Genomic DNA, 23,687 nt, shown 5'->3' on the forward strand with positions numbered 1-23,687 from the left:
ACGTTTCAAATGTGGTGACGTCCCGAAATTTGTTGGTCGGATTTTGAAAAACCGGACTGTAACCGGGTCACAGAAGGCCTTCGATCACCCGGTCTGGCGGCGTGTGACCATCAACAAAGGTCTTGATATTGATCAGAACCTTTTCGCCCATATCAACACGGCCTTCGATGGTCGCCGATCCCATATGCGGCAACAGAACCGCATTTTGCAGTTCCAGCAATTTGGGATTAACCGCCGGTTCGTGTTCGAACACATCAAGACCGGCACCGGCGATCTCGCCATCGGCCAGCATCCGCGTCAGGGCCGGTTCATCAACGATTTCCCCGCGTGCCGTGTTGACCAGAATGGCGTGCGGCTGCATCAGTTTAAGACGGCGTGCCGACAACAGATGATAGGTTGCCGGCGTATGCGGGCAGTTGACCGAAACGATATCGACATGTGCCAACATCTGATCCAGGCTTTCCCAATAGGTCGCATCAAGTTCGTCTTCGATCTCGGGATGAACACGCCGACGGTTATGGTAATGCACAGACAGACCAAACCCCTTGGCACGGCGCGCCAGGGCACGGCCAATACGGCCCATGCCGACAATCCCCAGACGCTTGCCCCAGATACGATGCCCCAGCATCAGGGTCGGGCCCCATCCGGCCCATTCGCCTTTGCGGATAAGACGTTCGCCCTCGGCAAGGCGGCGCGAAACCGACAGGATCAGCGCCATGGTCATGTCAGCGGTGTCTTCGGTCAGGACATCGGGGGTATTGGTAACCGTAATCCCGCGCGACCGCGCTGTTTGCAGGTCCACATGATCAACACCGGTCCCGAAATTGGCAATCAGTCGAAGGTTCGGCCCCGCATGGGCAAGCACGGCCGCATCGATCTTGTCCGTCACGGTCGGCACCAGAACATCGGCCTCTTTGACGGCATCAATGAGTTCCTGTTTGCTCATTGCAGCGTCATCAATATTCAGACGCGCATCGAACAATTCCATCATGCGGGTTTCAATCGCTTCCGGCAGTTTCCGGGTCACGACGACAAGCGGTTTTTTCTTGGTCATCTGCCGATCCTATGCGGTCTTTTAACTCTTTTTCTGACAAAATGTGGCATGACGCGCTTTTGTGCCCTGCCGCATTGCAGTGATGCCACGCTCAAAGGTACAAAAGCAAGGATTTTGACACAGTTTTTGTAATTTTATTACACAAAGAAGAGTTCTGGCAGGACGCTGTCAGAGAAAATAAACGAAGGAATACCAACACGATGCCGCAGATTTTGCGCAAATTTCTGTATCGCTTCATGGCTTTGGCGATTTTGGGCAGCCTGACCACCCCGATCGTGGCCAGCGCACAAGAATCCGGCTTGCCCATTCCGCGATTTGTCGCACTGCGGTCAGACAAGGTATTTCTGCGTTCGGGCCCGGGTTTGCGATACCCGAAGGTCTGGATCTATCACCGCCGCAACATGCCGATGGAAGTCGTTTCGGAATTTGATACATGGCGCAAGGTCCGCGACTGGGAAGGCAGCGAAGGCTGGGTTCATCAAAGTCTTCTGGTCGGGTCGCGTCATGTCATCGTTACCGATGACAGCATCACGCTTTATTCCGCAGCAGATGAAAACGCCCGGAAAATCGCCATGGTTTCGGCCAGTGTCATCGGACGCATCGAAGATTGCCCCGCCAACATTAACTGGTGTCAGCTGCGCTTTGGCGATTTTGAAGGCTGGGCGCCCCGCCACGGGTTCTGGGGCGTCTATGAGGATGAAACCGTCGAAGGCTAGGCTCCATGCCCAGTCCATTTCCAAAGCACGTCCCGCTCAATCACCTTCGCAGCCCGGGATGCACGTGTCATCGCAATTGACCGACTGATTGTAATCACCTGAATACGACCCAATGATTGTGGGCAATTAAGGGTGATGATTTCCGATGTCGTCATTGCCCCGTACCCAAAAAGCTCACTGGTTCAGGGCAATAACCCCGCCATAGCCCGGTGCGGCATCAGGCATCAGGCATCAACAGACACCCGGCTTGGGCGCTGTGTATTGCCGCCACCGCCACTTGAGGTCGCCTGACCACCACTGTCATAGCCGCCAAAGACCGGTGTGCTGGTGGTGCGTGTGCCTGCGGGGCTATTTGGTGTCGTGCCGCCAAATCCGGTTTCAAAGCCGGTGTCATCATCAGCATTCGGATCGAAGGCCGCCGTGTCATTCTGTTCAAGGAACGGATCAGGTTGCGGTTCCGGCAGGGCAAAGCCACCGACCGTCACGGTCTGGTTGGCAAGCTGACTGGCGATATCCCCCAGATAGGCCTGAAGGTTTTCAGAAATTCTGGCCTGCACATCGTCAGTTACCGAAGCATCATTTGCCGCCAGCTGTGCCTGGACAATGTTGTCACCGGCAACCTGCGAAATACGGTTCTGATCGCGGGCAATCGATATGCTGCTGCTATCAGCCGCCAGCGAGATTTCGCGATCACGAAGGGCCTGCTGTGCCTCGTCAATGCGGGTGCGCGCATCGGTGACGCCCGCCGCATCCGACAGGTCAATCGATGACAGCCCCGCTGCCAGATCATCGGCCGATGACGCATACAGATCGACATTGATCCGGTTGTCCGACGAGGTTCCCGAACCGGCCTGAACGGTGATGGTCTGGTCTTCGGCCAAAAGATTGCGACCGTCATAGCTGCTGTTTGCCGCGATATCGTCGATTGAGGTCAGATAATCTTCGATCTGGGCGTTAAGCTGGGCGCGTTGTTGTCGAGAAAGGGTCGGGTTTTCTTCGGCGGTTTTGATCAGCGCATCTATTTCATCAAGCGCATCGCCGATCCGTGACAGATCATTTGCGGCCTGCGAGACCAGATCGCTGGCACTGCCAAGTGTGCCACGCAGTTTTTCAGATGTGTAATTTGCGCCGCGCACCGCATCGGTATTGCGCCCGGCCGATCCGGCATTGGTGGCAGACTGGTTCGCATCGCCCGCAATCAACCTGTTCTGCGGTGCGATTGCACGCGCAGTATTGGTATAGATCGTAAGCTGGCTGGCCAGTGGTTCCATCGCTTTTCCGCACAAACAAGCCGGCGAGGCAACTACATGCTGCGCGGACAAAGAATTTGAATTGCTTTCAAACTTTTGCCCGCCTGACCTTCCTGGTGTCCGGCGGAAATACCAGCCATTAGTATAGATTATTCGGCGTTAAACATTAAGCGCAAATGCACAATCAGCGCGCGATATCGGGATTTCCGGCCTGATCGACCCGCATCAATGGTGATGCCGGACCCAACCGCACCATAAATCGGCGCCGAATCGATCCTTGATCAAGCGGCCTTTGTGCGTCGCAATACTGCAAACAGTTCAAGATGCGAAGACCACAGGAACTGATCGACCGGGACAATTTTCTGGATTTCATAGCCGCCATTGCGCAGAACCCGCATGTCACGGGTGAATGTCGCCGGATTGCACGACACGGCCAAAACCCATTCCGGACCACCAATCGCCAGTTCCTCGCACTGGGCAAGCGCCCCGGCGCGCGGCGGGTCAAACACAACCAGATCAAATCCCGCCAATTCGGTCGCGGTCAGGGGCTGTCGGAAAAGATCCCGTTTGACGACCTTGATCGGGCTTCCTGATTGTCCGACCGCATATTGCAGCAATTCAACTGCACGCGGATCGCTTTCAACCGCGGTGACCGAACGCCTTTTCCCGGAAAGGGCCAAGGCAAAGGTGAAACTGCCAACTCCGCAAAACAGATCGGCCACCTGTTTGGGCGCAATATCGGCCAATGCGGCCTTAAGGGCCGTGACCAGTGACTGTTCACCTTCGCGGGTGGCCTGCAAAAAGCCGCCCGGGGCGATTGGCACATCGACATTTTCAAAACCGACCGTTGGCGTATGACGGGCCGCAACCGGTTCATCAGGGCGATCACCGACCTTCCAGCTCAGGCGGGCAATATTCAGGCTGTCTGCAAATTCCGCCAGGTCCTGACGCATATCAAGATCAGGATCGGCTGTCGCATGGATCAGAACATCAAGCCCGTTATCGGCATGCGTGACAAAGACTTCCTTGATGTCGCGCGCCTGATCGGGCGGACAGGAGGACAGAAACGTCACGAATGCTTCGCGAAATGCCATCTGTTCAGGGCGCAAAACCACGCAATCCGGCACATTGAGAACAGTATGGCTGAACCGGCCATGGAACCCGACAAACACGCCAGCCGCCCCGACATGTACCGAAAAACCGGCCCGTCGGCGACTTGCCGGCGGGGAGATTTCAACATCGGCAATCAGGTCATCGGCATCTTCAGGGTCAATCCCGGCCCGCAAAACGGCCGTTCTGGCCTTGTCATGTTTCCAGGCGCGGTAATCATCATCATTCATATGCTGAAGCGCGCAGCCACCGCATTCCTTGAAATGCGAACAGCGCGGCGGATTGAATGCGGGGCTTCTTTTCAGTTCCTCGATGACTTCGGCGCCATAGCCATCACCGCGCTTCTGACGCAGGGCAACACGCACCTCGTCCCCGGGCAAAACGCAATCGACATAGACCAGCACGGACTTGCCGTCTGGCGCCTGGACATGGGCAATACCATCACCACGCGCCCCAACCTGTTCGATTGTGACCGGCGCTTCAAAACCAATCAACGGATCGCGCCGCGACGGCTGACGCTTGCGTCCCCCGCGGGCCCGGGGATTGCGATGATGATGTTTCATAAATTCTCTCTCGGGGGTGATCTTTGTCACGCTTTGCCTGACAGATCGACGCCACTGTCAGATGCCTGCCTGAGATACACCAGTTGACGCACCGCGAACAGGGGCGATCAAAGATTTATCTCCCGATCATGTCGCGCAATCGCCTGACAGGCCGGGGCAGCATTACCATGACGCGAAAATTTATCCGCAAATGAACGCGACCAAACCCTTAAAATCGTGTAAGAATAACACCATAAAACATACAGGGAACTGTTAATCGGCCGCGTGACACGACACCATTTGTGCGACATCATGGGTTTGATGATCAGCGCAAATGGCGCGACGGAAACGTTTTCTGCGCGTATTGACAGGTCGGGGGGACCTGTTTGGCGGGTCACGTATGGGGGAGATATGGAAGAAGAAAACAAGCAAGCCGACGAAAACACATCCACGCAAACGACCCGTTTGAAAAAGCGGGCCTTGGTGGCTGGTTTTCTGACGGCTCTTTTCTTTGCCTCAGTGACATTCTTTTTCTGGCAGACGTTTGAAAACAACCGCCGGACCATTTTGCTGTCTGCGGCCCAGATCACCGCCAATGCCGTTGCCCAGCAGGTCAATCAGATCGTCACCAGCAATCTGGCTGTGCTGGAAAGTTTTGCCGATAACTGGCAGGACGGCGCACCGGAAGACGAACGCGCATATCTGTCGATTGCAACGCCGTTACAAAGCCGCTTCCCCGCACTTCAGGCCATCAACTGGATTTCGCCCAACTACATCATTCTGTATGTCGCCCCGATCAAGGGCAATGTGCCCGCGATCGGTGCCGACCTTAAACGTCACCCGGTTGCCGGTCCTGTGCTTGATATCGCACTTGATCAACGCCGCACCCAGATCACCCCGACACTTGAACTTCTTCAGGGCGGGCGCGGTTTTGCTGCCTATAGCCCGGTCCTCGGGCGGGATGGGGAAATTATCGGCGTGATCAACGGTGCGTTTCGCATCCGGTCCATGCTGGCAGCAGTGATCAATACCGAACAGGTCGAAGATTACACCGTTCGCGTCCGCGAAGGTGACACCGTCCTGTTTGAAATCCGCGGCGAAGGCGACAATGAATTGTTGCAGCGGACCGTACCGGTCGAAATCGTCGGACGCCAATGGCTGGTTGATGTGATTGCCGATCCGAAACTGGCAACTCAAAGCACCATCAATCCTGAACTGATTCTTGTGTTCGGCGGAACGGCGACCGTCATATTCACCGTTCTGATCTTCATGCTTTGTAACCGGCAAAGACCGGCGGGCCGCCGGACCATGCATCACATCAATGCCGGTGATGACATCAATGATCTGGCGCTGTCGATTACCAAGCTTGATGGTCACCTGAAATCGATGTCGCCCGAAACCGCCGAATTCTTTGACCTGCGCGAAGAAGATTACGGCTTTATCCGGTTTTACAATCTGGCCCCCGAATTCCAGTCGGACGGCACCGCATCGCGCCGGTCACAGGAAAAGATGCTGCTTGCGATCAATCGCGGTGACGAAGAATTGCGCCGTGAATGGATTGTGCGCAGCGCCGAGGGCGTTCATGTCGTCTGCAATCTGTCGATGAAGCCATCGACGACCAATGCCGATTGCGTCGATATCACCCTGCATCACAATCCGGCTGCCAATGCGTCGGTCAATCGTTTGCGGTATCTGGCAACCCATGATCCGCTGACCGGATTGCCAAACCACGCACTGTTTGAAGACCGCCTTAATCAGGCGGTTGCGCATGCCAAACGCTATGAAAAGCTGTTGTCGGTTCTGGTGGTCGATATCGACAATTTCCGCGCAATCAATGATCGCTTTGGTGCGGATATCGGGGATGAAACCCTTCGGACCATTTCCGGGCGTCTGCGTGCGACCGTGCGCGAAAAGGATACCTGTGCGCGGTTTTCCGGCGACATGTTTGCAATCATCGCAACCGACCTGTCAGAAGCCGAGGGTGCCGCACTGGTCGCCGAACGTGTCGTCGAAGCCATGTCGCAACCCATTCAGACCGCAACCGGCGATGAAATCCGCTTGCATGTCAGTGTCGGTGTTGCCCTGTATCCCAATGACGCACGTGCGCCGTCGCAATTGCTGGCCAATGCCGATGCGGCAATGTATCGCGCGCAAAAATCGGCAGAATCGTCTTATTGCTTCTTTGTTGAAACAATGAACAACGTCATGCATGCGCGCCTGTCGATGGAAACGCAGTTGCGCCGTGCGGTGGATGAAAAACGCTTTGTGCTGGAATATCAGCCGCGCTACCGGACATCGGATCGCAGCCTGACCGGGTTCGAAGCATTGCTGCGCTGGATCGATGACAGTGGCAAACGCCGCCTGCCGCCCGACTTCATCGCGGTTGCCGATCGTACCGGGTTGCTGTCCCCGCTTGGTCAATGGATCATTGAAACCGTGTGCAAGCAACTGTCCGACTGGCGGGCACAGGGATATGTCCCGGTTCCGATTGCGCTGAACGTTTCAAGCCGCCAGTTCATTCAGGCCGATCTGATCAAGAACATCATGGATCTGACCACAGAACATGAAATTGATGCGGCCATGATCGAGATCGAGGTGTCCGAAGACATCGCCATGCGCGAACCCGAACGGGCACTTGGCCAGTTCTATCGCTTTGCCGAGGCAGGCATTGGCCTGACACTTGATCATTTTGCGGCCGGCAACACGTCCTTGCGCTATCTGAAACGCTTCCCGGTTCAGCGTATCAAGCTGTCAAAATCGCTGTTTAATCTTTCACTCGATGAACAGCCCGAAAACAGCATTTTGCAGCCGGCAATCCGCCTGTGCAAAAGCCTGAACCGCAAAGTCGTTGCCGTGGGTGTTGAGACCGAAGAACAGTTGGCGGTCCTGCAAGCCGCCGATTGCGATGAAATGCAGGGCTTCCTGCTTTCAGCTCCGCTTGATGCGCAGGACACGACCGAACTCCTGACCCGTCAGAAAAGCTCGACGCGGGCTCAACCCAAATCAAAACCCAAACAGGATGAACAGTCCGGCAAGTAAAGCTGTGCTGGCTGTGCGCCCCCCTGCGGTTCCTGTCACGCGAAATGATAAAAGCCCCGCTCGGACTGAGGCGGGGCTTTTTATTTATGCTGTGCGATGTCCGGTCCTAAAGCAGGAATGCCGCGGCCAGTCCCAGAAAGGCAAAGAAGCCGACCACATCGGTAATCGTCGTCAGGAACACCGATGACGATACCGCCGGGTCAATGCCTGCGCGCTCAAGCCCAAGCGGGATCAGCGCTCCGAACAATCCGGCAAACAGCAAATTGACAATCATTGCCACACCAATCACAGCGCCAAGCATGACATCACCAAACCAGAACCAGGTCACCGCCCCCGAAAGCACGGCAAAGGCAAGCCCGTTCAGCCCGCACACGGCCACTTCCTTGCGGATGACGCGCCAGGCGTTGGTGCTGGTCAGTTCACGGGTGGCAATCGCACGCACCGCAACGGTCAGGGTCTGGGTGCCCGCATTGCCGCCCATCGATGCAACAATCGGCATCAGAACGGCAAGTGCCACCAGCTGCTGAATCGTTCCTTCGAACATCCCAATCACAAGCGACGCCATGATCGCGGTGCCCAGATTGACCAGAAGCCAGGTAAAGCGCGACCGCGTGGTATCAAGGATGGCACTGGAAAGGTCATCCTCCTCGCCAACACCGGCAAGACGCATCATGTCTTCTTCATATTCCTCATCGATAACGTCAACGACGTCATCGACCGTGATCACACCGACCAGACGGCCGCTGTCATCAACCACCGGTGCGGAAATAAGGTCGCGCTGACGGAACAGATGGGCGACGTTTTCCTGTTCCTCGGTGACCAGAACCGTGCGCATTTCTTCTGATTCCATGACATCGCGCACCAGAACCGGGCGGTTGGTGCGGATCACACGCGACAGCGGCACGATCCCGACCGGGCTATAGCGCGGATCGACAACAATGATGTCATAGAAATCATCCGGAAGGCTTTTGGCCGAACGCAGGAAATCGATCGTCTGGCCGACCGACCAGTAATCCGGGATCGCCACCAGCTCGCGCTGCATGATACGGCCGGCGGTATATTCCGGATAGGACAGCGCTTCTTCAACACGCGCACGTTCGATATCGGACAGTGCACCCAGAAGTTCGCGCTGTTCGTCCTCGTCGAAATCCTCGATGACCTCGACGACGTCATCGGAATCCAGTTCGGTGATGGCCTCTGCCACCACATCGGTACCAAGCAGATTGATGACTTCTTCGCGAAGTTCGTCATCAAGCTCGGTCAGGAATTCCGGATCGAAATCGGGACGGATCAGTTCGACAAGCTGCGCACGCTGGTTGGAACTTGCCCAGCCAAGCAAGTCGGCAATATCGGCAAAGTGAAGTTCCGAAAGCAGTTCGGATGCGGTGTTGCTGTCATCTTCACCAAGCGCGTCGAAAATCTCGCGCGCATATTCAGGTGTCAGATCGACATATTCATCGCCAGTCGACGTTTCCGCCGGACGGTCCAGTTCTTCAACCTGACCTGTCATCTGCCCCTCCCTGAATGATGTGCTGCTTTTTGGTCCCGCACCAGATTTCGACTGCGCCAAGAAAACGCCGCGCCGGGAAGTTGAGAATCAAAATCCCGACACGGCTGTTTCTGCGCTATCACATGGCCCCGGTCAAGGGCCCCGATAGAAGATTAAAGTCTGAACCCCGCCGAATAATTCAAGTGGGGTTCAGGCTATTTTTTATTGGCCTTCCTGGCTGCGCGTCACCGCGTCAACAACGGCAATCGCCGTCATGTTGACAATACCGCGTACCGTGATGGACGGGCTGACGACGTGTGCGGATTTTGCCGCACCCACCAGAATCGGACCAACCGGCAAACCGTCGCCCAGCATCTTGACGAGATTGTACGAGATGTTGGCGGCATCAAGGGTCGGCATCACCAGAAGGTTTGCAGAACCCTTAAGCATCGAATGCGGGAAGATACGATCACGGATCGGCTGCGAAATTGCGGCATCGGCATGCATTTCACCTTCGACCTCAAGATCAGGGGCCTGGGTGCGGATCAGCTGCAACGCATCACGCATTTTGCAGGCCGACTTGTTTTCGTGGCTGCCAAAGTTGGAATGCGAAATCAGCGCGGCTTTTGGCGTGATGCCAAACCGCTTGACCACATCGGCTGCCATGATCGTGGTTTCGGCCACATGTTCCGGGGTCGGATCCACCGACACATAGGTATCGGTCAGGAAGAACGTCCCCTGTTTCATGATCATCATGTTGACGGTCGAGAAATCGGTGACACCTTTGCGCAGGCCCACAAGGTTGCGGACATAGCGCAGATGACGCAGGAAACCGCCCTGACAGCCGCACAGCATCGCATCGACTTCGCCACGACGCAGCATCAGGGCCGCAATCACGGTCGGACGGGTACGCACGATGGAACGGGCATATTCCGGGTTGATCCCGCGACGGCCCATGATGTTGTGGAAATCCTGCCAATCCTGTTCGAAATGCGGATTGTCATCGGGATCGTGAATTTCGATCTGTTCATCAGGAACAAGACGCAGGCCAAGCTCGGCAATCCGGTCAAGGATCACTTCACGACGACCAATCACCACCGGATGGCACACACCGTCATCGACCAGCACCTGGCAGGCCTGAAGCACACGGCGCGATTCGCCTTCGGGATAGACAACGCGTTTCTTGTGCGCACGCGCCATGTCAAAGACCGGCTTCATCACCAGACCGGACCGGAAGACAAAGCCTTCAAGCTGCTGACGATAATGATCGAAATCCTCGATCGGGCGTTTGGCAACACCGCTGTCCATCGCGGCCTTGGCAACGCGCGGCGGAATTTCAAGCATCAGGCGCGGGTCAAACGGCTTGGGAATAAGGTATTCCGGACCGAATTTAAGCTCCTCCCCGCCATAGGCGGTCGCCACCACGTCCGATACTTCGGCGGTTGCCAGATCGGCAATTGCCTCGACCGCGGCAATCTTCATTTCCTCGTTGATCTCGGTCGCGCCGACATCAAGGGCACCTCGGAACAGGAACGGGAAGCAAAGAACGTTGTTCACCTGGTTCGGGTAATCGGTACGCCCGGTTGCCATAACGGCATCGGGACGGATTTCCTTGACCAGTTCCGGCGATACTTCCGGGGTCGGGTTGGCCAGCGCCATGATGATCGGGCGTTCGCCCATCTTGCGCAGCTCGTCCTCGCCCATGACATTTGGCGCAGACAGACCAAGGAAGATATCGGCACCTTCGACCACATCGCTCAGGGTGCGGGCGTTGGTTTCAATGGCGTATTCCGCTTTCCACGGATCCATTTCTTCCTGACGGCCCTTATAGACCACACCAAACCGGTCGGTGACCGTGATGTTTTCCTTGGGCAGGCCCATCGACACCAGAAGGTTCAAACATGCCAGTGCCGCGGCACCGGCACCCGATGCCACCAGACGGACCTTGTTGATATCCTTGCCGGTCACACGCAGACCGTTCAGGACGGCCGCGGCCACACAGATTGCCGTGCCGTGCTGGTCATCATGGAAGATCGGAATGTTGCAGCGTTCGCGCAATGCCTTTTCGATGATGAAGCATTCCGGTGCCTTAATGTCTTCGAGGTTAACACCCCCGAAGGTCGGCTCCAGCGCTGCGACAATGTCGATAAATTTCTGCGGGTCCGTTTCGGCGACTTCAAGGTCGAAGACATCGATATTGGCGAACTTCTTGAACAGAACCGCCTTGCCTTCCATCACCGGCTTGGATGCCAGCGGGCCGATCGGACCAAGACCAAGCACAGCCGTACCGTTGGAAATCACACCAACCAGATTGCCGCGTGCGGTAAATTCCGCCGCAGTATCGGGGTTCTTGACGATTTCCTCACATGCGAACGCAACGCCCGGCGAATAGGCCAGCGCAAGGTCACGTTGGTTGGCAAGTGTGGTGGTTGCCGTTACGGACAATTTCCCCGGGGTGGGATACCGGTGATAGTCCAAAGCTGCTTCGCGCAGCTTGTCATTTCTATTTGCCATTATAATACCTTTTAATTTCAGGTATTTACATTAATTAACCACGAAATGGTTAAATCCTGATAATTCACTCTAGCGGGACGCCCAGACTAAAGCAGTTTTCCCTGCGATAGAAGCACTCAGTGTAACGCACGGCCAATGGGCTGCATTGCATAATTCTCAACGCGGCACTGCACAATAAATCAATCAGTTGTATCGCAACTGCGTTGATTACCGGACATCGCCCGACACCGCCTGACCGGAACATTGTAGGACATATATGGGGAAGGTCCTGAAACGAAAAAACCCGCCATTTCTGGCGGGCTCTTTTTCGTGGCTTTCCCGGTCGCCCGGGTGGGCCAGATAATGGTGCGGTCGAGAAGACTCGAACTTCCACGGTATTTCTACCACAGCGACCTCAACGCTGCGCGTCTACCAATTCCGCCACGACCGCATATTGTCTGCAGCAAGTCCCGTGAGGTTTCGAAGTGGGCTTGCCTTGGCGCGGAAAGGGAGATAGCAAATTGATTACCCCTGATCAAGGGATCTTTTCACTTATTTGACAGGAAAAATGCAAAGCATCGCCCCAACCGCGCAAATCCTAGAGTGGCGCACCACCTCCGAGTTGGTTTCCTACCCCGAAGCCCTTGCCGAAATGGAAGCCCGTGCCGAGGCCATCCATGCTGGCGAAGCCAATGAACTTGTTTGGTTTCTTGAACATCCGCCACTTTATACAGCCGGCACCAGCGCCCATCAGGAGGATTTGGTCGATCCGGATCGTTTTCCTGTCTATGACGCAGGCCGTGGCGGCCAATATACCTATCATGGACCGGGTCAGCGCACGGTTTACCTGATGCTCGACCTCAAGAATCGCGGTCGTGACGTGCGTGCCTATGTCCATAATCTTGAAGAATGGGTGATTCGCACACTTGCCCTGCTCGGGGTCAAGGGCGAACGCCGGGACGGCCGTGTCGGCATCTGGGTGGTGCGGGCGGATGGTCGTGAAGACAAGATTGCCGCCATTGGCGTACGAGTGCGCCGCTGGGTGACCTTCCACGGCATTGCCATCAACCTTGCCCCGGATCTTTCGCATTTCGGTGGCATTGTTCCGTGCGGAATTTCCGATCACGGGGTCACAAGCCTTGCCGACCTTGGGGTCGATATTACTATGGATGAACTTGATCGCCTGTTAAAACAGACCTTTACCGAAGTATTTCCCGGGCCAGCTGAATGAATGACACGTCGCAACCAGCATCGAATGCCACCCGATCGGCGAAAGGCAACAGCAAGGGCCACAAAATGCCCGAAAGCGTTGCCGAGGGCGGCATGGCCGATGCTGAACGCGACATTCTGGCCGAGCTCGAAAAGGCACTTGGCGAACATATCGCACTGATATTGCGCTGGAATCGGAAGCTGATGTTTCCCGATTCTCCGCATCCGTCCGAAATGGACGATGACGAACATGACTGCGATTTTGGCGCCTGGTACGAACTTAACCGCAATAACCGCCTGATTGATCAACCCGCCATGCATGCGCTGGCAGCCACCCATCAACAATTGCACGATTCGGCCAAACGACTTTTAAGTGCGCGCGCTGTTGATGGCGAAATCGATTCGGCCGAATTCGATATGATGGCCCTGCGCGCCGAATCGTTTTTTGCCCAGTTGCGTCGTCTGGAACGCGCATTTCGCACGGCGCGCTCCGATGTTGACCCGCTGACCGGGACCTATAACCGTCAAACCATGATGGGGGATCTGAATTCCGAACGCGAACGTGCGATTCGAACCCAGGTCCCGACCGCCATTGCCCTTGTTGACCTTGATCACTTCAAATCGGTTAACGATACCTATGGCCATCAGGCTGGCGATCTGGTGCTGCAATCGGTTGCCGGCATCCTGCAATCCCATGTCCGCCCGTTCGACAAGGTTTACCGATATGGCGGCGAGGAATTCCTGATCTGTCTGCCCAATGCAGACATGAAACAATGCGCGCGCGTGCTGGAACGTCTGCGCCGGGTGATCGAAGCATCCCCGGTAACAATATCCGATAGCACCACCCTTCCGGTCACTGCCTCCATCGGGGCGGCCCCGATGACCAAAAGCCGCACAATCGAACAAATCATCGAAAAGGCCGACAGGGCCCTTTATGCCGCCAAGGAAGGCGGTCGCAACCGGGTGCGGGTCTGGCGCAGCCCCGACACAAAACCGGCCCCAAAACCGTCTAAATAGCGCGCAAGGCGCATTCCCGATCCCTGAACAGTGACCAAGTGGATGCGATTTGCGCATGCAGACGTGTTTTCATGGCGCCATGATCGGGTTTGCATCGGGTTTATAGGGTGATCATCGCCTTTTGCCGGTCTGTCGATTTTCACGGAAAAACAGACACCTGGTGCTTTGGTGCGATGCATTTCACACACAGGAATAAAAAATTCTTTCGGTCTGCAATCTTGTCTTCACAAGTTGGAAACATATCTGCAAACTATAATAATAAAAGGCAGCATGGCTTCGGCCCCGACGCCGAGGTGAGAGAGAAAAGCTGCCAGCTTGGGAGGGAATTCGGTTCTATCTGAACGGAGGCCCCTGAATGTCCAGTTCTATGGATTTTGCACCTGGCGATCCCGCGCTGATGCTCACGGTGTTGCGCAGTGCCGAAGCAAATCTTGACCGCAACATGCTGTTGCGGCGCGTTTTATCCCTTTTCTGCACAGACGATGATGGCAATCAGGTTGCCATTGAAGATGGTCCGGATTTGCAACGGCGCATCGACACCGCCATTGCCAATCTGCAAATGGCCGGGCTTATTCGTGTGACCACCGGTGACGAACTTTCGATCACATCCCTTGGAACAGCCATGATGATGGCCTATCCGCTGGGCATTGATGATGGTGTGCTGTGTTCGCTGCCGGCATTTCGCAACCGGGTCTATGAAACCAATGCCCCTGTGATGCATGAACGTCATCTGCCCAATTCGGCATATGGTTCCGGCTTTTCCGCCGGGCTTGATGCGCATCGCCTGACGGAAAATCCCTATCCGTCAGATTCGCGCGATCATGAAGACTGGCTTATGGGCTGGGACGAGGCACTTGATCAAAGCAAACGCGAAGCCGAAACGCTTCTGAACTGATTTCCGGTTCATCCGGAATATCCGCCCAAAAGACCTGTGACCGGCACCGGATCAAAAATGGTTTTGGTGCTGCGATTTGAATTCCCGGCATATCGCCGGTACTGCCGTGCTCATCCGATGTAACGGTCCGAATTTGCCCGCGTGTTTTGCAGTGATGGCATCAGGCCCCTGACACTGCATTTCCGACCCGGGTGACGGTATTCTGCCCCCTGCTTCCCAGTTCAATGTCCCTATTCAATGTCCACGCTCAACGACAATGGCGCCCTTAACCGGTCAAAAGCGCGCCAGTGATGCCTTGAACGTCCAACATCGCCTCCACCACCCAGCAGGCAGACACGACTGCTGACTGCCCCCATGAAGAAGCACTGCGGGGCACCCCCATCACACACGAACGCGAACATGAACCACCATCACGCTGTCACACGCGACGACAGGATTGGAAAATTATCTATGACAGGAAGGCTGATCAGGCCGGATCATTCCCCGGTTTGCCGTGACCGAAAATCGATACGACATTATCCCGCGCGGTTTCGTCTGATTGGCTTTTTGTCAGCGCGGCCTCGGACGGCTGCGGGCTTTGATCGGCATCATGGTCTTTGACAGCCGCATCCCGGGCATCAGTCACATCGGCATTATCCGGTTCATCGGACACTTTGGGCCCATTGGGCGCATTGGACGCATCAGGATCATCACGGCGATGACCATCAAGATGCTTGCCCGCCGATTGTTTGCGGGCGTCATTCAGATCGCGTTCATGCCGGGTGCGCCCGTGGAGAACCCGGTTCTCGTCGGCTTTTTTGGCCTTTTCATTGCGCTGCTTACGTTTGCGCACCTGACGCAAATTGACGAGATCACCCATCACACTTCTTCTTTGGAACATTATCAAACCGACAGGGGATCTGTCGGGTCACATTATCCAAAACAAACGGGTGCTTCGATTTCCCGAAGCACCCGCCATAGCCGTTCTTAAAATCCGTATGTCAGCCGGACTTAGCGCACGAAGACATGCACCTCGTTGGCCGAAACAGATGCGCTGGTGGCATCCGATGCACGCACGCGCGAACTCGGCATGCCCATATCGGTGAGCGAGCGAAGAACCGCCTGCGCATTACGTTTGGATTTGTTGGAATTCAACGCAACCTGCGCCGGGGTACCACGATTCGGGGTCACGGCAACCACGTCAAAGCTTGCCTGCGGGCGGCGTTCCAGAACACGGTTTACCGCGTTATAAAGCGCCTGCTCGTATTTCACGTTGGCATTGTCAAACCGGATGACCACCAGCGGACGGTCGCTGGTTGCGGCCATGCGCGGGCTGCTCGATGCCGGTGCGGCCTGTGACTGGAAGACACGCTTGGAAAGCGAATCCCCGAAGATTTCACCGTTTTTGACGGCCAGTGCCAGGGCGTTCAGGTTTGCACGTTCGGTGCTGACATAGGATGTCTGACGCGACAGGCTTTCGCTGATTTCATTGAGAAGACGGTCAATCAGCACCGTGGTGCGGTTGGTTTCGTCTTCAAGCAGCGCGAGCTGACGGTGATCTTCGTCAACAGCACCCGATACCTGATAAGCCGAACGAACCGACTCAAGCAGGAAGGTCGAAAGCGTGCTGTCGGCGGCAACCTTGTTTGCCAGCGAATTCAGCGCGGCGATATCGTCATTCACACGATCCAGTTCGGACTGCGCCGTGTTCCACTGCTGCACCAGAACCGGGTTACCCGGGGTGGTACCAACCTGCAGACGCGCGCTGATTGCCGCCACAGTGCCGTGATAGGCCTGCGAGTGCGAAACAGTCTGTGCCCGAAGCTGTTGCAATTCGTTGTTGTGTTCATTCAGAGCCGCCTTCAGGCGGTTGAGTTCCTGCTGCATGTTCTCGACTTTGGAACCGACAAAGGTCCCGGTCTGAGAAACACCGGTCAGCGGCTGCGTGCTTGCAGCAACATCGTAACTGGTGGTGGCATTGGCACCAACCGGCTCGGATGCGACCACATTGTTCTGGGTCGTATCTTCTTCACCAGCAAGTGTCGGCCAAAGGGCCTCAGAAGAAAAAGAACATCCCCCCAGCATAAGGGCGGTGCCGATTACGGCAAGGTAGGTTTTACGAACGGCCATTTCGATCTATTACCTAAGTAGAAATATGCGAATCTCCCTGGGCTTGCCTTTTTATGTGGTGAAACAAGCCCCTGCTCCCCCGGGATTGAAAGCATCTTAGTCCACGACCACTTATGGAACAAGACGCATTTGCCCCTTTTTTGCCGAGTCTTGTCCATAAGTCCGACAAACCGGACAAAGCCGGGCAAAACAAGTGCGTAGCAGTCCTGTAAACGGTGGCTTGTGAAAAAATACCTTTTTTTGAAATTTACTGCTTGCAATGCCCTGCTCGTTTGCATAAGTTCCGCTCCGCCGACGGGGAGCACACCCAAGCAAACCGCCGGAAATTAAGGCAATGCGCCCGTAGCTCAGCTGGATAGAGCATCTGACTACGAATCAGAAGGCCGGAGGTTCGAATCCTTCCGGGCGCGCCAGTGAAAGGCTCGACGTTACCGCGTCGAGCCTTTACCATTTACATAAGCTTTAAAAAGCGCCCGTAGCTCAGCTGGATAGAGCATCTGACTACGAATCAGAAGGCCGGAGGTTCGAATCCTTCCGGGCGCGCCAGTCAAAGGCCCGACGTTACCCGTCGGGCCTTTGTTCTTTTGGGGCCTTTGTTGTTTTTGCACTTTGCCACTGCCCTTCGATCACAATCCCCAAAAGAAAACAGCCCGCCGCAATTGCACGACGGGCTGCACGGGTGCCAATTATGGCAAATTACATCGATGGCATGATCACGCTGTCAATCACGTGAATGACACCGTTATCGGCTTCGATATCGGCCGTTACGACCGATGCGTCATCGACCATGACGCCACTGGTGGCGTTCACATCAATAGTGTCGCCCTGCACACTGGCAACCGCCATTTCCTTGCCGGCGATGTCACCCGACATCACCTTGCCCGGCACCACGTGATAGGTCAGGATCGCAACAAGCTTGTCCTTGTTTTCGGGCTTCAGCAGGTCTTCGACCGTGCCCGCCGGCAATTTCGCAAAGGCATCATCAGTCGGGGCAAATACGGTAAACGGTCCGTCGCCCTTAAGGGTATCGACCAGGCCTGCTGCCTGTACCGCAGCAACCAGCGTTTTGAACGAACCGGCCGAAACGGCGGTATCGACGATGTCGGCAGCCTTGGCCGATGCCGCGCCAAGCAAAAGGCCCGCAGCGGCGCTAACAGCAATAAGCGAAGTTCTGAAAGCAGTCATGTTTCAATCTCCTTGGAACGTGATTACGGAATTTTGCATTCCGCATTTCGCTGTCAGAGATCGCTTACGCTCACGGTTTGACGGTTGGTTCAATCATATAAATGTGAACCCGGATGCCTCATCGGATGTCTGATCCCGCACGTACTGACCTTATTTTTCTTTGTTTCGAACAATCGACAAAAGACCGTGCGAAGCGCATATAGCTATTGATAGGATGGCAATTCAAAACAAAGCCTTAGGGAACTTCCACAATACGGAGCGCGACAGATGAACGCCAACGCACGCATTATGATTTCTTGCGATGACCGCGTCGGTCTTATTTCGGACATTACCGGACGCCTGTTTGACATTGGAGCGAACCTTGGCACGACTTCCTTCACCATGAAGGACGCAAAAGCGATCTTTGAAACCGATTGCGAACTGCCTGAAAGCTGTTCCATTGCCGAATGCAAATCCGCTGTCAGCGAACTTCCGATGACCAATGCCGACATTGTTGTTGAACAGATCGCGGCTGCCCCGGAACTGACCACCGCCCCCGGCGCGACCCATCTGATCGAATGTTCCGGCATTGATCAGCCGGGCCTGATCGCCCGGCTGTCGGAAATTTTCATCGAATATAATGCCAATATCGTTCGCATGGCGGCATCGGCAACCGATGAAAAGGATGCGCGCATCTATACCACCCGTTTTGCTGTCGAAATCCCGGCCGAACGGGCGGCAAACTGCCTGGCGACCCTTGCCAATACGGCGGGTTCCATGCGACTTGTGTTCAAATTTGATGAGCTTTGAGCAGCAAGGCAGCCAAGCCTGACACCGGCCCGAACCGATAGTTTTGTTGTCTGATCAAGCAACCACGCGGTTACGGCCGGCCTGCTTGGCTTCATAAAGTTTCTGATCGGCGCGTTTCAAAACGCCCCATGGATCGGTCGCATCATCGTCGCGTTCGCAAACCCCGACCGAAATCGTCACGGAAACGGTTTTGTTCTTTTCAGGAACGGCAATTTTATTTTCAGCAATCCGTTTGCGCAGCGCTTCGAGCGGCTCTGTGGCCTTTTGCGCGGTCCGGCCGGCAAACAGTACGGTGAATTCTTCGCCGCCATAACGGAACGCTTTGCCGCCCCCGCCAACACGTGACAATTCACGCGCCACCTTTTTCAGAACAATGTCACCAACATCATGCCCATAGGTGTCGTTGAATTTCTTGAAGTGATCAACGTCAAGCATCGCAACCGTGTATTGATTGCCAAGTTCGGCCATCGCATGGCCAAGCGCGCGCCGCCCGGGCAGCCCCGTCAGATCATCAACAAATGCCATGCGCCAGGCTTCCTGGGCCAGCCCCGCCAACACCACCCCGGTGGCGGCAAGATATCCATACTGGATAATGCCCGCCCCCATGACTGTTGCGACATCAATGGCAATGATCGCCGCCGCAAAACTGGTTTCAAGCGGCTTGTGACGGATCAGCAACAACACCACGGCGACAAACGAGATAATCATGGCCGGGTGAGGCATTGCGTCAAGGAAACCGGCACTGACGAAAAACCGGGTATCAAGCAGATGATACAGTGCCGAGCCGACATCGGGCTGCCCGGCAAGCATCAGCATGACAAAAATCTGCAATCCCAGAACCAGCATCCGGGCGATGCCCCGCGGGTTCAAAACACCACGTTCCGCGGTAAAGCCAAGGATCAGCAGATTGATCGGGATCAGATACAGCGTCGCAATGCGTAAAAAGGCCAACCCGTCGGGCGAAAACCCCGCCCCGTTACCGACCAGAAGCCAATAACAGATCAGCAGCAATAGCATCACAAACACCGCGCGCCCGCGGTTGAACCACCACGCGATCGCACCGCCCAGAACCGCCAGCAAAAACGGACCATACCGGACAAGCCCGGCCAGTTCGTTCGGTACAAGGTTTGGCGAAATCGCCAGAACCAGACATGCCCCCATGATCAGGACAGGTGCCATACCGGCGGAAACAATGATGGAATAAGCGCGACGCATGGGTCGATTTTTACTACCTGCTGATGTGACCATCGGGAATGGCTGCAGTACGCCGCCCCCGGATATCGGCGGTAATCTAGCGGCTGAGCTGTTAAGGGGCTATTGCTTTATCGGGCTTATCTCCACTTTTTCTTATTAAACACCCGTCTGCGTCGAAAGCACAATGGAACGCACGCTTTTTAAGCTTGCCAGCCTTCGCATATGCACCATAAATTGAGATCAGGACTACCGCGACGCACAATGATCGCGGACCACATAACTGTCACGGCGGCCACGGTACGATCCCGAAAACGGGACGCAAAACACGCCAGCGACATTCACGGGATTGCTTGCCCGTGAAGTCCACTTGAAATGACAGGTTCTGGAGAGACGTTATCATGAGCTTCACCACACCGACCCCGGCGCCAGCACGCCTGAACAGATCGGAACTTGCCGTCCCCGGCAGCCGGATCGAGCTGTTTGAAAAGGCCGCCAAATCCAAAGCCGATGCCATTTTCCTTGATCTGGAAGACGCGGTAGCGCCCAGCGACAAGGAACAGGCCCGCAAAAACATTATCGCGGCAATCAACGACATTGACTGGGGTGACAAGGTTCTGTCGGTCCGGATCAACGGTCTTGATACACATTATATGTATCGTGATGTTGTTGATGTCCTTGAACAGGCCGGCGACCGGCTTGACCTGATCATGATCCCCAAGGTCGGGACCGCGTCCGACGTCTATGCCCTTGATATGCTGACAACCCAGATCGAAACGGCCAAAGGCCGCAAAAAGCGGATCGGGTTTGAACTGATCATTGAAACCGCCCTTGGCATGCAGAACATTCACGAAATTGCCGCGGCCTCCCCGCGCAATGAAAGCCTGCATTTCGGTGTTGCCGATTACGCGGCCTCGACCAAGGCGATGACGACCGGCATTGGTGGCCCGAACCCGCATTATGGCGTTCTAACCGACAAGGATGGCGACAATCCGCGCGACTATCACTGGGGCGATATGTGGCATTATGCCATTGCGCGTATGGTGGTGGCCGCACGTGCCAATGGTCTGCGCCCGATTGATGGGCCGTTTGGTGACTTTTCCGATCCCGATGGCTATCGCGCCCAAGGGGCGCGCGCCATGGTTCTGGGCTGTGAAGGCAAATGGGCCATTCATCCAAGCCAGATCGGCCTTGCCAATGATGTCTATTCACCGTCCGAGGCCGAAGTGACCAAAGCCAAACGCATCCTCGAAGCCATGGCAAAAGCCCAGACCGAAGGTGCTGGTGCTGTCGCCCTTGATGGCCGCTTGATCGATATTGCATCGATCAAACAGGCCGAAGTCATGGTCAAGCAGGCCGAAGCCATTGCCGCGCGTGATGCGGACTAAGCCAAAAGCCCGGCGACGTTAAAACGGCAAAAGGGGCGCAGATCACTGCGCCCCTTTTGGTTGTAAAACGCGATTTTTCAGGCGTTCCTAGTCCGGGATCGCATCAAAGGTGATCTTGCCAATCGCCTTTCCGCTTTCAAGAAGCGCATGGGCCTTTTGCAGGCTTTCCGGTGTCAGCGGGCCAAAGCTTTCATTTGCGGTATTGGCAATCACACCGTCATCGACCAGCTGTGCGACAGTTGCCAGCAACTTATGCTGTTCAATCATGTCATCGGTCTGGAACATCGAGCGGGTGAACATGAATTCATAAGAGAAGCTGGCAGACTTTGCTTTCAGAAGGTCAACATTATGATTTTGCGTCGCTTCGGTGATGGTCACGATCCGGCCCTGTGGCGCGATCATGGATGCCTTCACATCGAAATACTGATCCGTTTCCGACGTGCAGAAGATGTAATCGACATTCGACATGCCAAGGGCAGCCAATTCTTCATCAAGCGGATTGCGATGATTGATGACATTGTCCGCGCCGAGTTTCTTGACCCAGGCAACAGTCTCGGGGCGCGATGCGGTCGTGATCACTTTCAAACCGGCAAGTTTTGCCAACTGGATCGCAATCGAGCCGACACCGCCTGCACCGCCAATGATCAGGATGGTTTTTGCGCCATTGGCTGCCACCGCATCGCGATCAATCAGCAAACGGTCAAACATCGCTTCCCACGCGGTGATGGTGGTCAATGGCAAGGCCGCCGCTGCTGCGAAATCAAGTGATTTCGGTTTGGGCGCGACGATGCGTTCGTCCACCAGTTGCAACTGGGCATTCGATCCGGACCGGGTGACATCGCCCGCATACCAGACTTCATCGCCCGGACGGAACAGGGTCACATCTTCGCCGACCGCTTCGACAATACCGGCCGCGTCCCAACCCAAAACCCTGAACGCGCCGTCATCCTGTTTGCCTTTGCGAACTTTGAAATCAACCGGGTTAACCGCAACACCCTTGACCCGCACAAGAATGTCGTGACCGGTCGCGACCGGTGCTTCGGTTTCAATCCGGGTGAACAGCCCGTCGGTATCGACCGGGGCGGATTTGTAAACGCCAATGGCTTTCATCGTATGTCGTCCTTTTCTTCAAAGGTTTGATTTGTGAATGCCAAAGAGTTAGCGCATAATGACCAAAGTGATAAGTACGCACAATTTTTGCATATAGTGACAATTTGTATACTATTGTGGATTTATGCGGTTTTCGCCAACAGTGCTCGCGTTATTTCGACCATGAAGGAGTTTCACGATGACCATCTGTCCGCCCAATCGCAGTCCCGGTTGCCCGGTCGAAGGCGCACTTGATGTCATTGGGGGCAAATGGAAAGGCGTGGTGATGTTCCATCTGCTTGATGGAACAAAACGGTTCAACGAATTGCGCCGCATGATGCCCGGCGTGACCCAGCGCATGCTGACCCGCCAACTCCGCGAGTTGGAGGCCGACGGTCTTGTCCATCGCGAAGTCTATGCCGAAGTTCCTCCGCGGGTCGAATACAGCCTGACGGCCAAGGGCGAAACGCTTCGCGACATTATCCTGGCCCTTAAGGCATGGGGTGAAACCCATGTGCCCTATTATGCAGTGTCAAAACAGGGACTTCCGGAAACACAGACCGCCTAGACCAAAAGACGCCTGGCCATTTTCCAGAATGTCGGGCGATCATATCCGTCGTGAATGCCCTCGCCCGCAATGTCAAATCCGCGGGCGCGAAAGAACGCGATATTGTCGCGCAGTTCCACACGAACATGCAGGCGCATCATCTCCTTGCCGTTCTTTGCCGCGAACGCACAGGCCGCCTCGACCAGCGCACTGCCGATGCCCCCGCCCTTGATCACGGGGTCCACCGACAATTTATATAGATACGCATCCTTGCCGATATCTTCGATCCAGACCTGTCCGACCACGGTGCCGTTTTGATCATGGGCCAGAATCAGGGTATCGCGGGCAAATCGCCACTGAAGCTCGGACACATTCACCGACTTTGCCGAGCTTGGCGGATCGACGATGCCATCCTGAAAGGCGAATGCCGCCAGAAGAATTTCCACAAGCCGATCAAACGGAACTTTTTCAGGTACTTGCGCGACTGTGATCTGGATACTGGACGTCATGGCAACCCGCGTGCAAAATGTCACTGGATGAAGTGCGAACCTTACGCCATAAACGGAAAATATGGA

19 protein-coding genes and 3 tRNA genes are annotated in these 23,687 nt (G+C 55.5%); 10 read left to right on the plus strand and 12 right to left on the minus strand.

Features of this window, described 5'->3' with window-relative positions:
- Positions 1-67: 67 nt before the first annotated feature.
- On the minus strand, positions 68-1,054 hold the full coding sequence (locus M9H61_RS10010; protein WP_068518754.1) for a D-glycerate dehydrogenase: 987 nt from the start codon (positions 1,052-1,054) through the stop codon (positions 68-70).
- 200 nt (positions 1,055-1,254) lie between these two features.
- Here M9H61_RS10010 and M9H61_RS10015 point away from each other — a divergent pair, with 200 nt between their 5' ends.
- Positions 1,255-1,770, plus strand: coding sequence for an SH3 domain-containing protein (locus M9H61_RS10015; protein WP_114113000.1), 516 nt, complete (start codon positions 1,255-1,257; stop codon positions 1,768-1,770).
- 224 nt (positions 1,771-1,994) lie between these two features.
- Here M9H61_RS10015 and M9H61_RS10020 read toward each other — a convergent pair whose 3' ends face one another.
- Both M9H61_RS10020 and M9H61_RS10025 read right to left on the minus strand, forming a co-directional pair.
- Positions 1,995-3,041, minus strand: coding sequence for a hypothetical protein (locus M9H61_RS10020; protein WP_250284885.1), 1,047 nt, complete (start codon positions 3,039-3,041; stop codon positions 1,995-1,997).
- Between the two features lie 260 nt (positions 3,042-3,301).
- On the minus strand, positions 3,302-4,693 hold the full coding sequence (locus M9H61_RS10025) for a class I SAM-dependent RNA methyltransferase (RefSeq protein WP_250284887.1): 1,392 nt from the start codon (positions 4,691-4,693) through the stop codon (positions 3,302-3,304).
- Positions 4,694-5,083: 390 nt separating this feature from the next.
- On the opposite strand from M9H61_RS10025, the gene M9H61_RS10030 reads away from it, so the two are divergent.
- A complete protein-coding gene (locus M9H61_RS10030) occupies positions 5,084-7,711 on the plus strand; it encodes an EAL domain-containing protein (RefSeq protein WP_068516910.1) in 2,628 nt (875 codons plus the stop codon).
- Positions 7,712-7,817: 106 nt separating this feature from the next.
- On the opposite strand, the gene mgtE is transcribed toward M9H61_RS10030, so the two are convergent.
- The 3 genes from mgtE to M9H61_RS10045 all read right to left on the minus strand — a co-directional run bounded on the left by mgtE (position 7,818) and on the right by M9H61_RS10045 (position 12,144).
- The gene (mgtE, locus tag M9H61_RS10035; RefSeq protein WP_101247078.1) at positions 7,818-9,221 is read right to left on the minus strand and encodes a magnesium transporter; all 1,404 of its coding nucleotides are present in this window, start codon (positions 9,219-9,221) and stop codon (positions 7,818-7,820) included.
- Positions 9,222-9,422: 201 nt separating this feature from the next.
- Positions 9,423-11,714: an NADP-dependent malic enzyme gene (locus M9H61_RS10040; RefSeq protein WP_068516912.1), complete on the minus strand. Its 2,292-nt coding sequence runs from the start codon at positions 11,712-11,714 to the stop codon at positions 9,423-9,425.
- A 343-nt stretch (positions 11,715-12,057) separates the two neighbouring features.
- Positions 12,058-12,144, minus strand: a tRNA-Leu gene (locus M9H61_RS10045).
- A gap of 117 nt (positions 12,145-12,261) precedes the next feature.
- Here M9H61_RS10045 and lipB point away from each other — a divergent pair.
- From lipB to M9H61_RS10060, 3 genes are all read left to right on the plus strand, one after another.
- Positions 12,262-12,924 carry a lipoyl(octanoyl) transferase LipB gene (lipB, locus tag M9H61_RS10050; protein WP_206928107.1) on the plus strand — a complete coding sequence of 221 codons (663 nt, stop codon included), beginning with the start codon at positions 12,262-12,264 and terminating at the stop codon, positions 12,922-12,924.
- Between the two features lie 65 nt (positions 12,925-12,989).
- Positions 12,990-13,919 (plus strand): diguanylate cyclase, encoded by a 930-nt coding sequence (locus M9H61_RS10055; RefSeq protein ID WP_068517010.1) that lies wholly within the window; start codon positions 12,990-12,992, stop codon positions 13,917-13,919.
- 355 nt (positions 13,920-14,274) lie between these two features.
- Positions 14,275-14,814, plus strand: a complete 540-nt coding sequence (locus M9H61_RS10060; RefSeq protein ID WP_250284890.1) for a hypothetical protein — start codon at positions 14,275-14,277, stop codon at positions 14,812-14,814.
- A 466-nt stretch (positions 14,815-15,280) separates the two neighbouring features.
- On the opposite strand, the gene M9H61_RS10065 is transcribed toward M9H61_RS10060, so the two are convergent.
- On the minus strand, positions 15,281-15,673 hold the full coding sequence (locus tag M9H61_RS10065; protein WP_250284892.1) for a DUF4169 family protein: 393 nt from the start codon (positions 15,671-15,673) through the stop codon (positions 15,281-15,283).
- Positions 15,674-15,804: 131 nt separating this feature from the next.
- Positions 15,805-16,923: a hypothetical protein gene (locus tag M9H61_RS10070; protein WP_068516916.1), complete on the minus strand. Its 1,119-nt coding sequence runs from the start codon at positions 16,921-16,923 to the stop codon at positions 15,805-15,807.
- A gap of 336 nt (positions 16,924-17,259) precedes the next feature.
- On the opposite strand from M9H61_RS10070, the gene M9H61_RS10075 reads away from it, so the two are divergent.
- Together M9H61_RS10075 and M9H61_RS10080 are read left to right on the plus strand one after the other, a co-directional pair.
- Positions 17,260-17,336, plus strand: a tRNA-Arg gene (locus M9H61_RS10075).
- A gap of 56 nt (positions 17,337-17,392) precedes the next feature.
- A tRNA-Arg gene (locus M9H61_RS10080) sits at positions 17,393-17,469 on the plus strand.
- Between the two features lie 150 nt (positions 17,470-17,619).
- Here M9H61_RS10080 and M9H61_RS10085 read toward each other — a convergent pair.
- A complete protein-coding gene (locus tag M9H61_RS10085; protein ID WP_068516917.1) occupies positions 17,620-18,108 on the minus strand; it encodes a fasciclin domain-containing protein in 489 nt (162 codons plus the stop codon).
- 267 nt (positions 18,109-18,375) lie between these two features.
- On the opposite strand from M9H61_RS10085, the gene M9H61_RS10090 reads away from it, so the two are divergent.
- Entirely contained in the window at positions 18,376-18,897 is a 522-nt protein-coding gene (locus M9H61_RS10090; protein WP_068516918.1) for a glycine cleavage system protein R, read from the plus strand.
- Between the two features lie 54 nt (positions 18,898-18,951).
- On the opposite strand, the gene M9H61_RS10095 is transcribed toward M9H61_RS10090, so the two are convergent.
- The gene (locus M9H61_RS10095; protein ID WP_068516919.1) at positions 18,952-20,112 is read right to left on the minus strand and encodes a GGDEF domain-containing protein; all 1,161 of its coding nucleotides are present in this window, start codon (positions 20,110-20,112) and stop codon (positions 18,952-18,954) included.
- Positions 20,113-20,489: 377 nt separating this feature from the next.
- Here M9H61_RS10095 and M9H61_RS10100 point away from each other — a divergent pair, with 377 nt between their 5' ends.
- Positions 20,490-21,476: a CoA ester lyase gene (locus M9H61_RS10100; RefSeq protein WP_250284895.1), complete on the plus strand. Its 987-nt coding sequence runs from the start codon at positions 20,490-20,492 to the stop codon at positions 21,474-21,476.
- An 87-nt stretch (positions 21,477-21,563) separates the two neighbouring features.
- Here the strand turns inward: M9H61_RS10100 and M9H61_RS10105 are convergent, their stop codons facing one another.
- On the minus strand, positions 21,564-22,586 hold the full coding sequence (locus M9H61_RS10105; protein ID WP_250284897.1) for a zinc-binding alcohol dehydrogenase family protein: 1,023 nt from the start codon (positions 22,584-22,586) through the stop codon (positions 21,564-21,566).
- 178 nt (positions 22,587-22,764) lie between these two features.
- Here M9H61_RS10105 and M9H61_RS10110 point away from each other — a divergent pair, with 178 nt between their 5' ends.
- Positions 22,765-23,133 carry a helix-turn-helix domain-containing protein gene (locus tag M9H61_RS10110; protein ID WP_068516922.1) on the plus strand — a complete coding sequence of 123 codons (369 nt, stop codon included), beginning with the start codon at positions 22,765-22,767 and terminating at the stop codon, positions 23,131-23,133.
- On the opposite strand, the gene M9H61_RS10115 is transcribed toward M9H61_RS10110, so the two are convergent.
- Positions 23,130-23,621: an N-acetyltransferase gene (locus M9H61_RS10115; RefSeq protein WP_250284899.1), complete on the minus strand. Its 492-nt coding sequence runs from the start codon at positions 23,619-23,621 to the stop codon at positions 23,130-23,132. The genes M9H61_RS10110 and M9H61_RS10115 overlap by 4 nt on opposite strands.
- Between the last annotated feature and the right edge of the window lie 66 nt (positions 23,622-23,687).

It is taken from the genome of Thalassospira sp. GO-4, from assembly GCF_023588965.1.
GTDB classification, from domain to species: Bacteria; Pseudomonadota; Alphaproteobacteria; order Rhodospirillales; family Thalassospiraceae; genus Thalassospira; species Thalassospira povalilytica.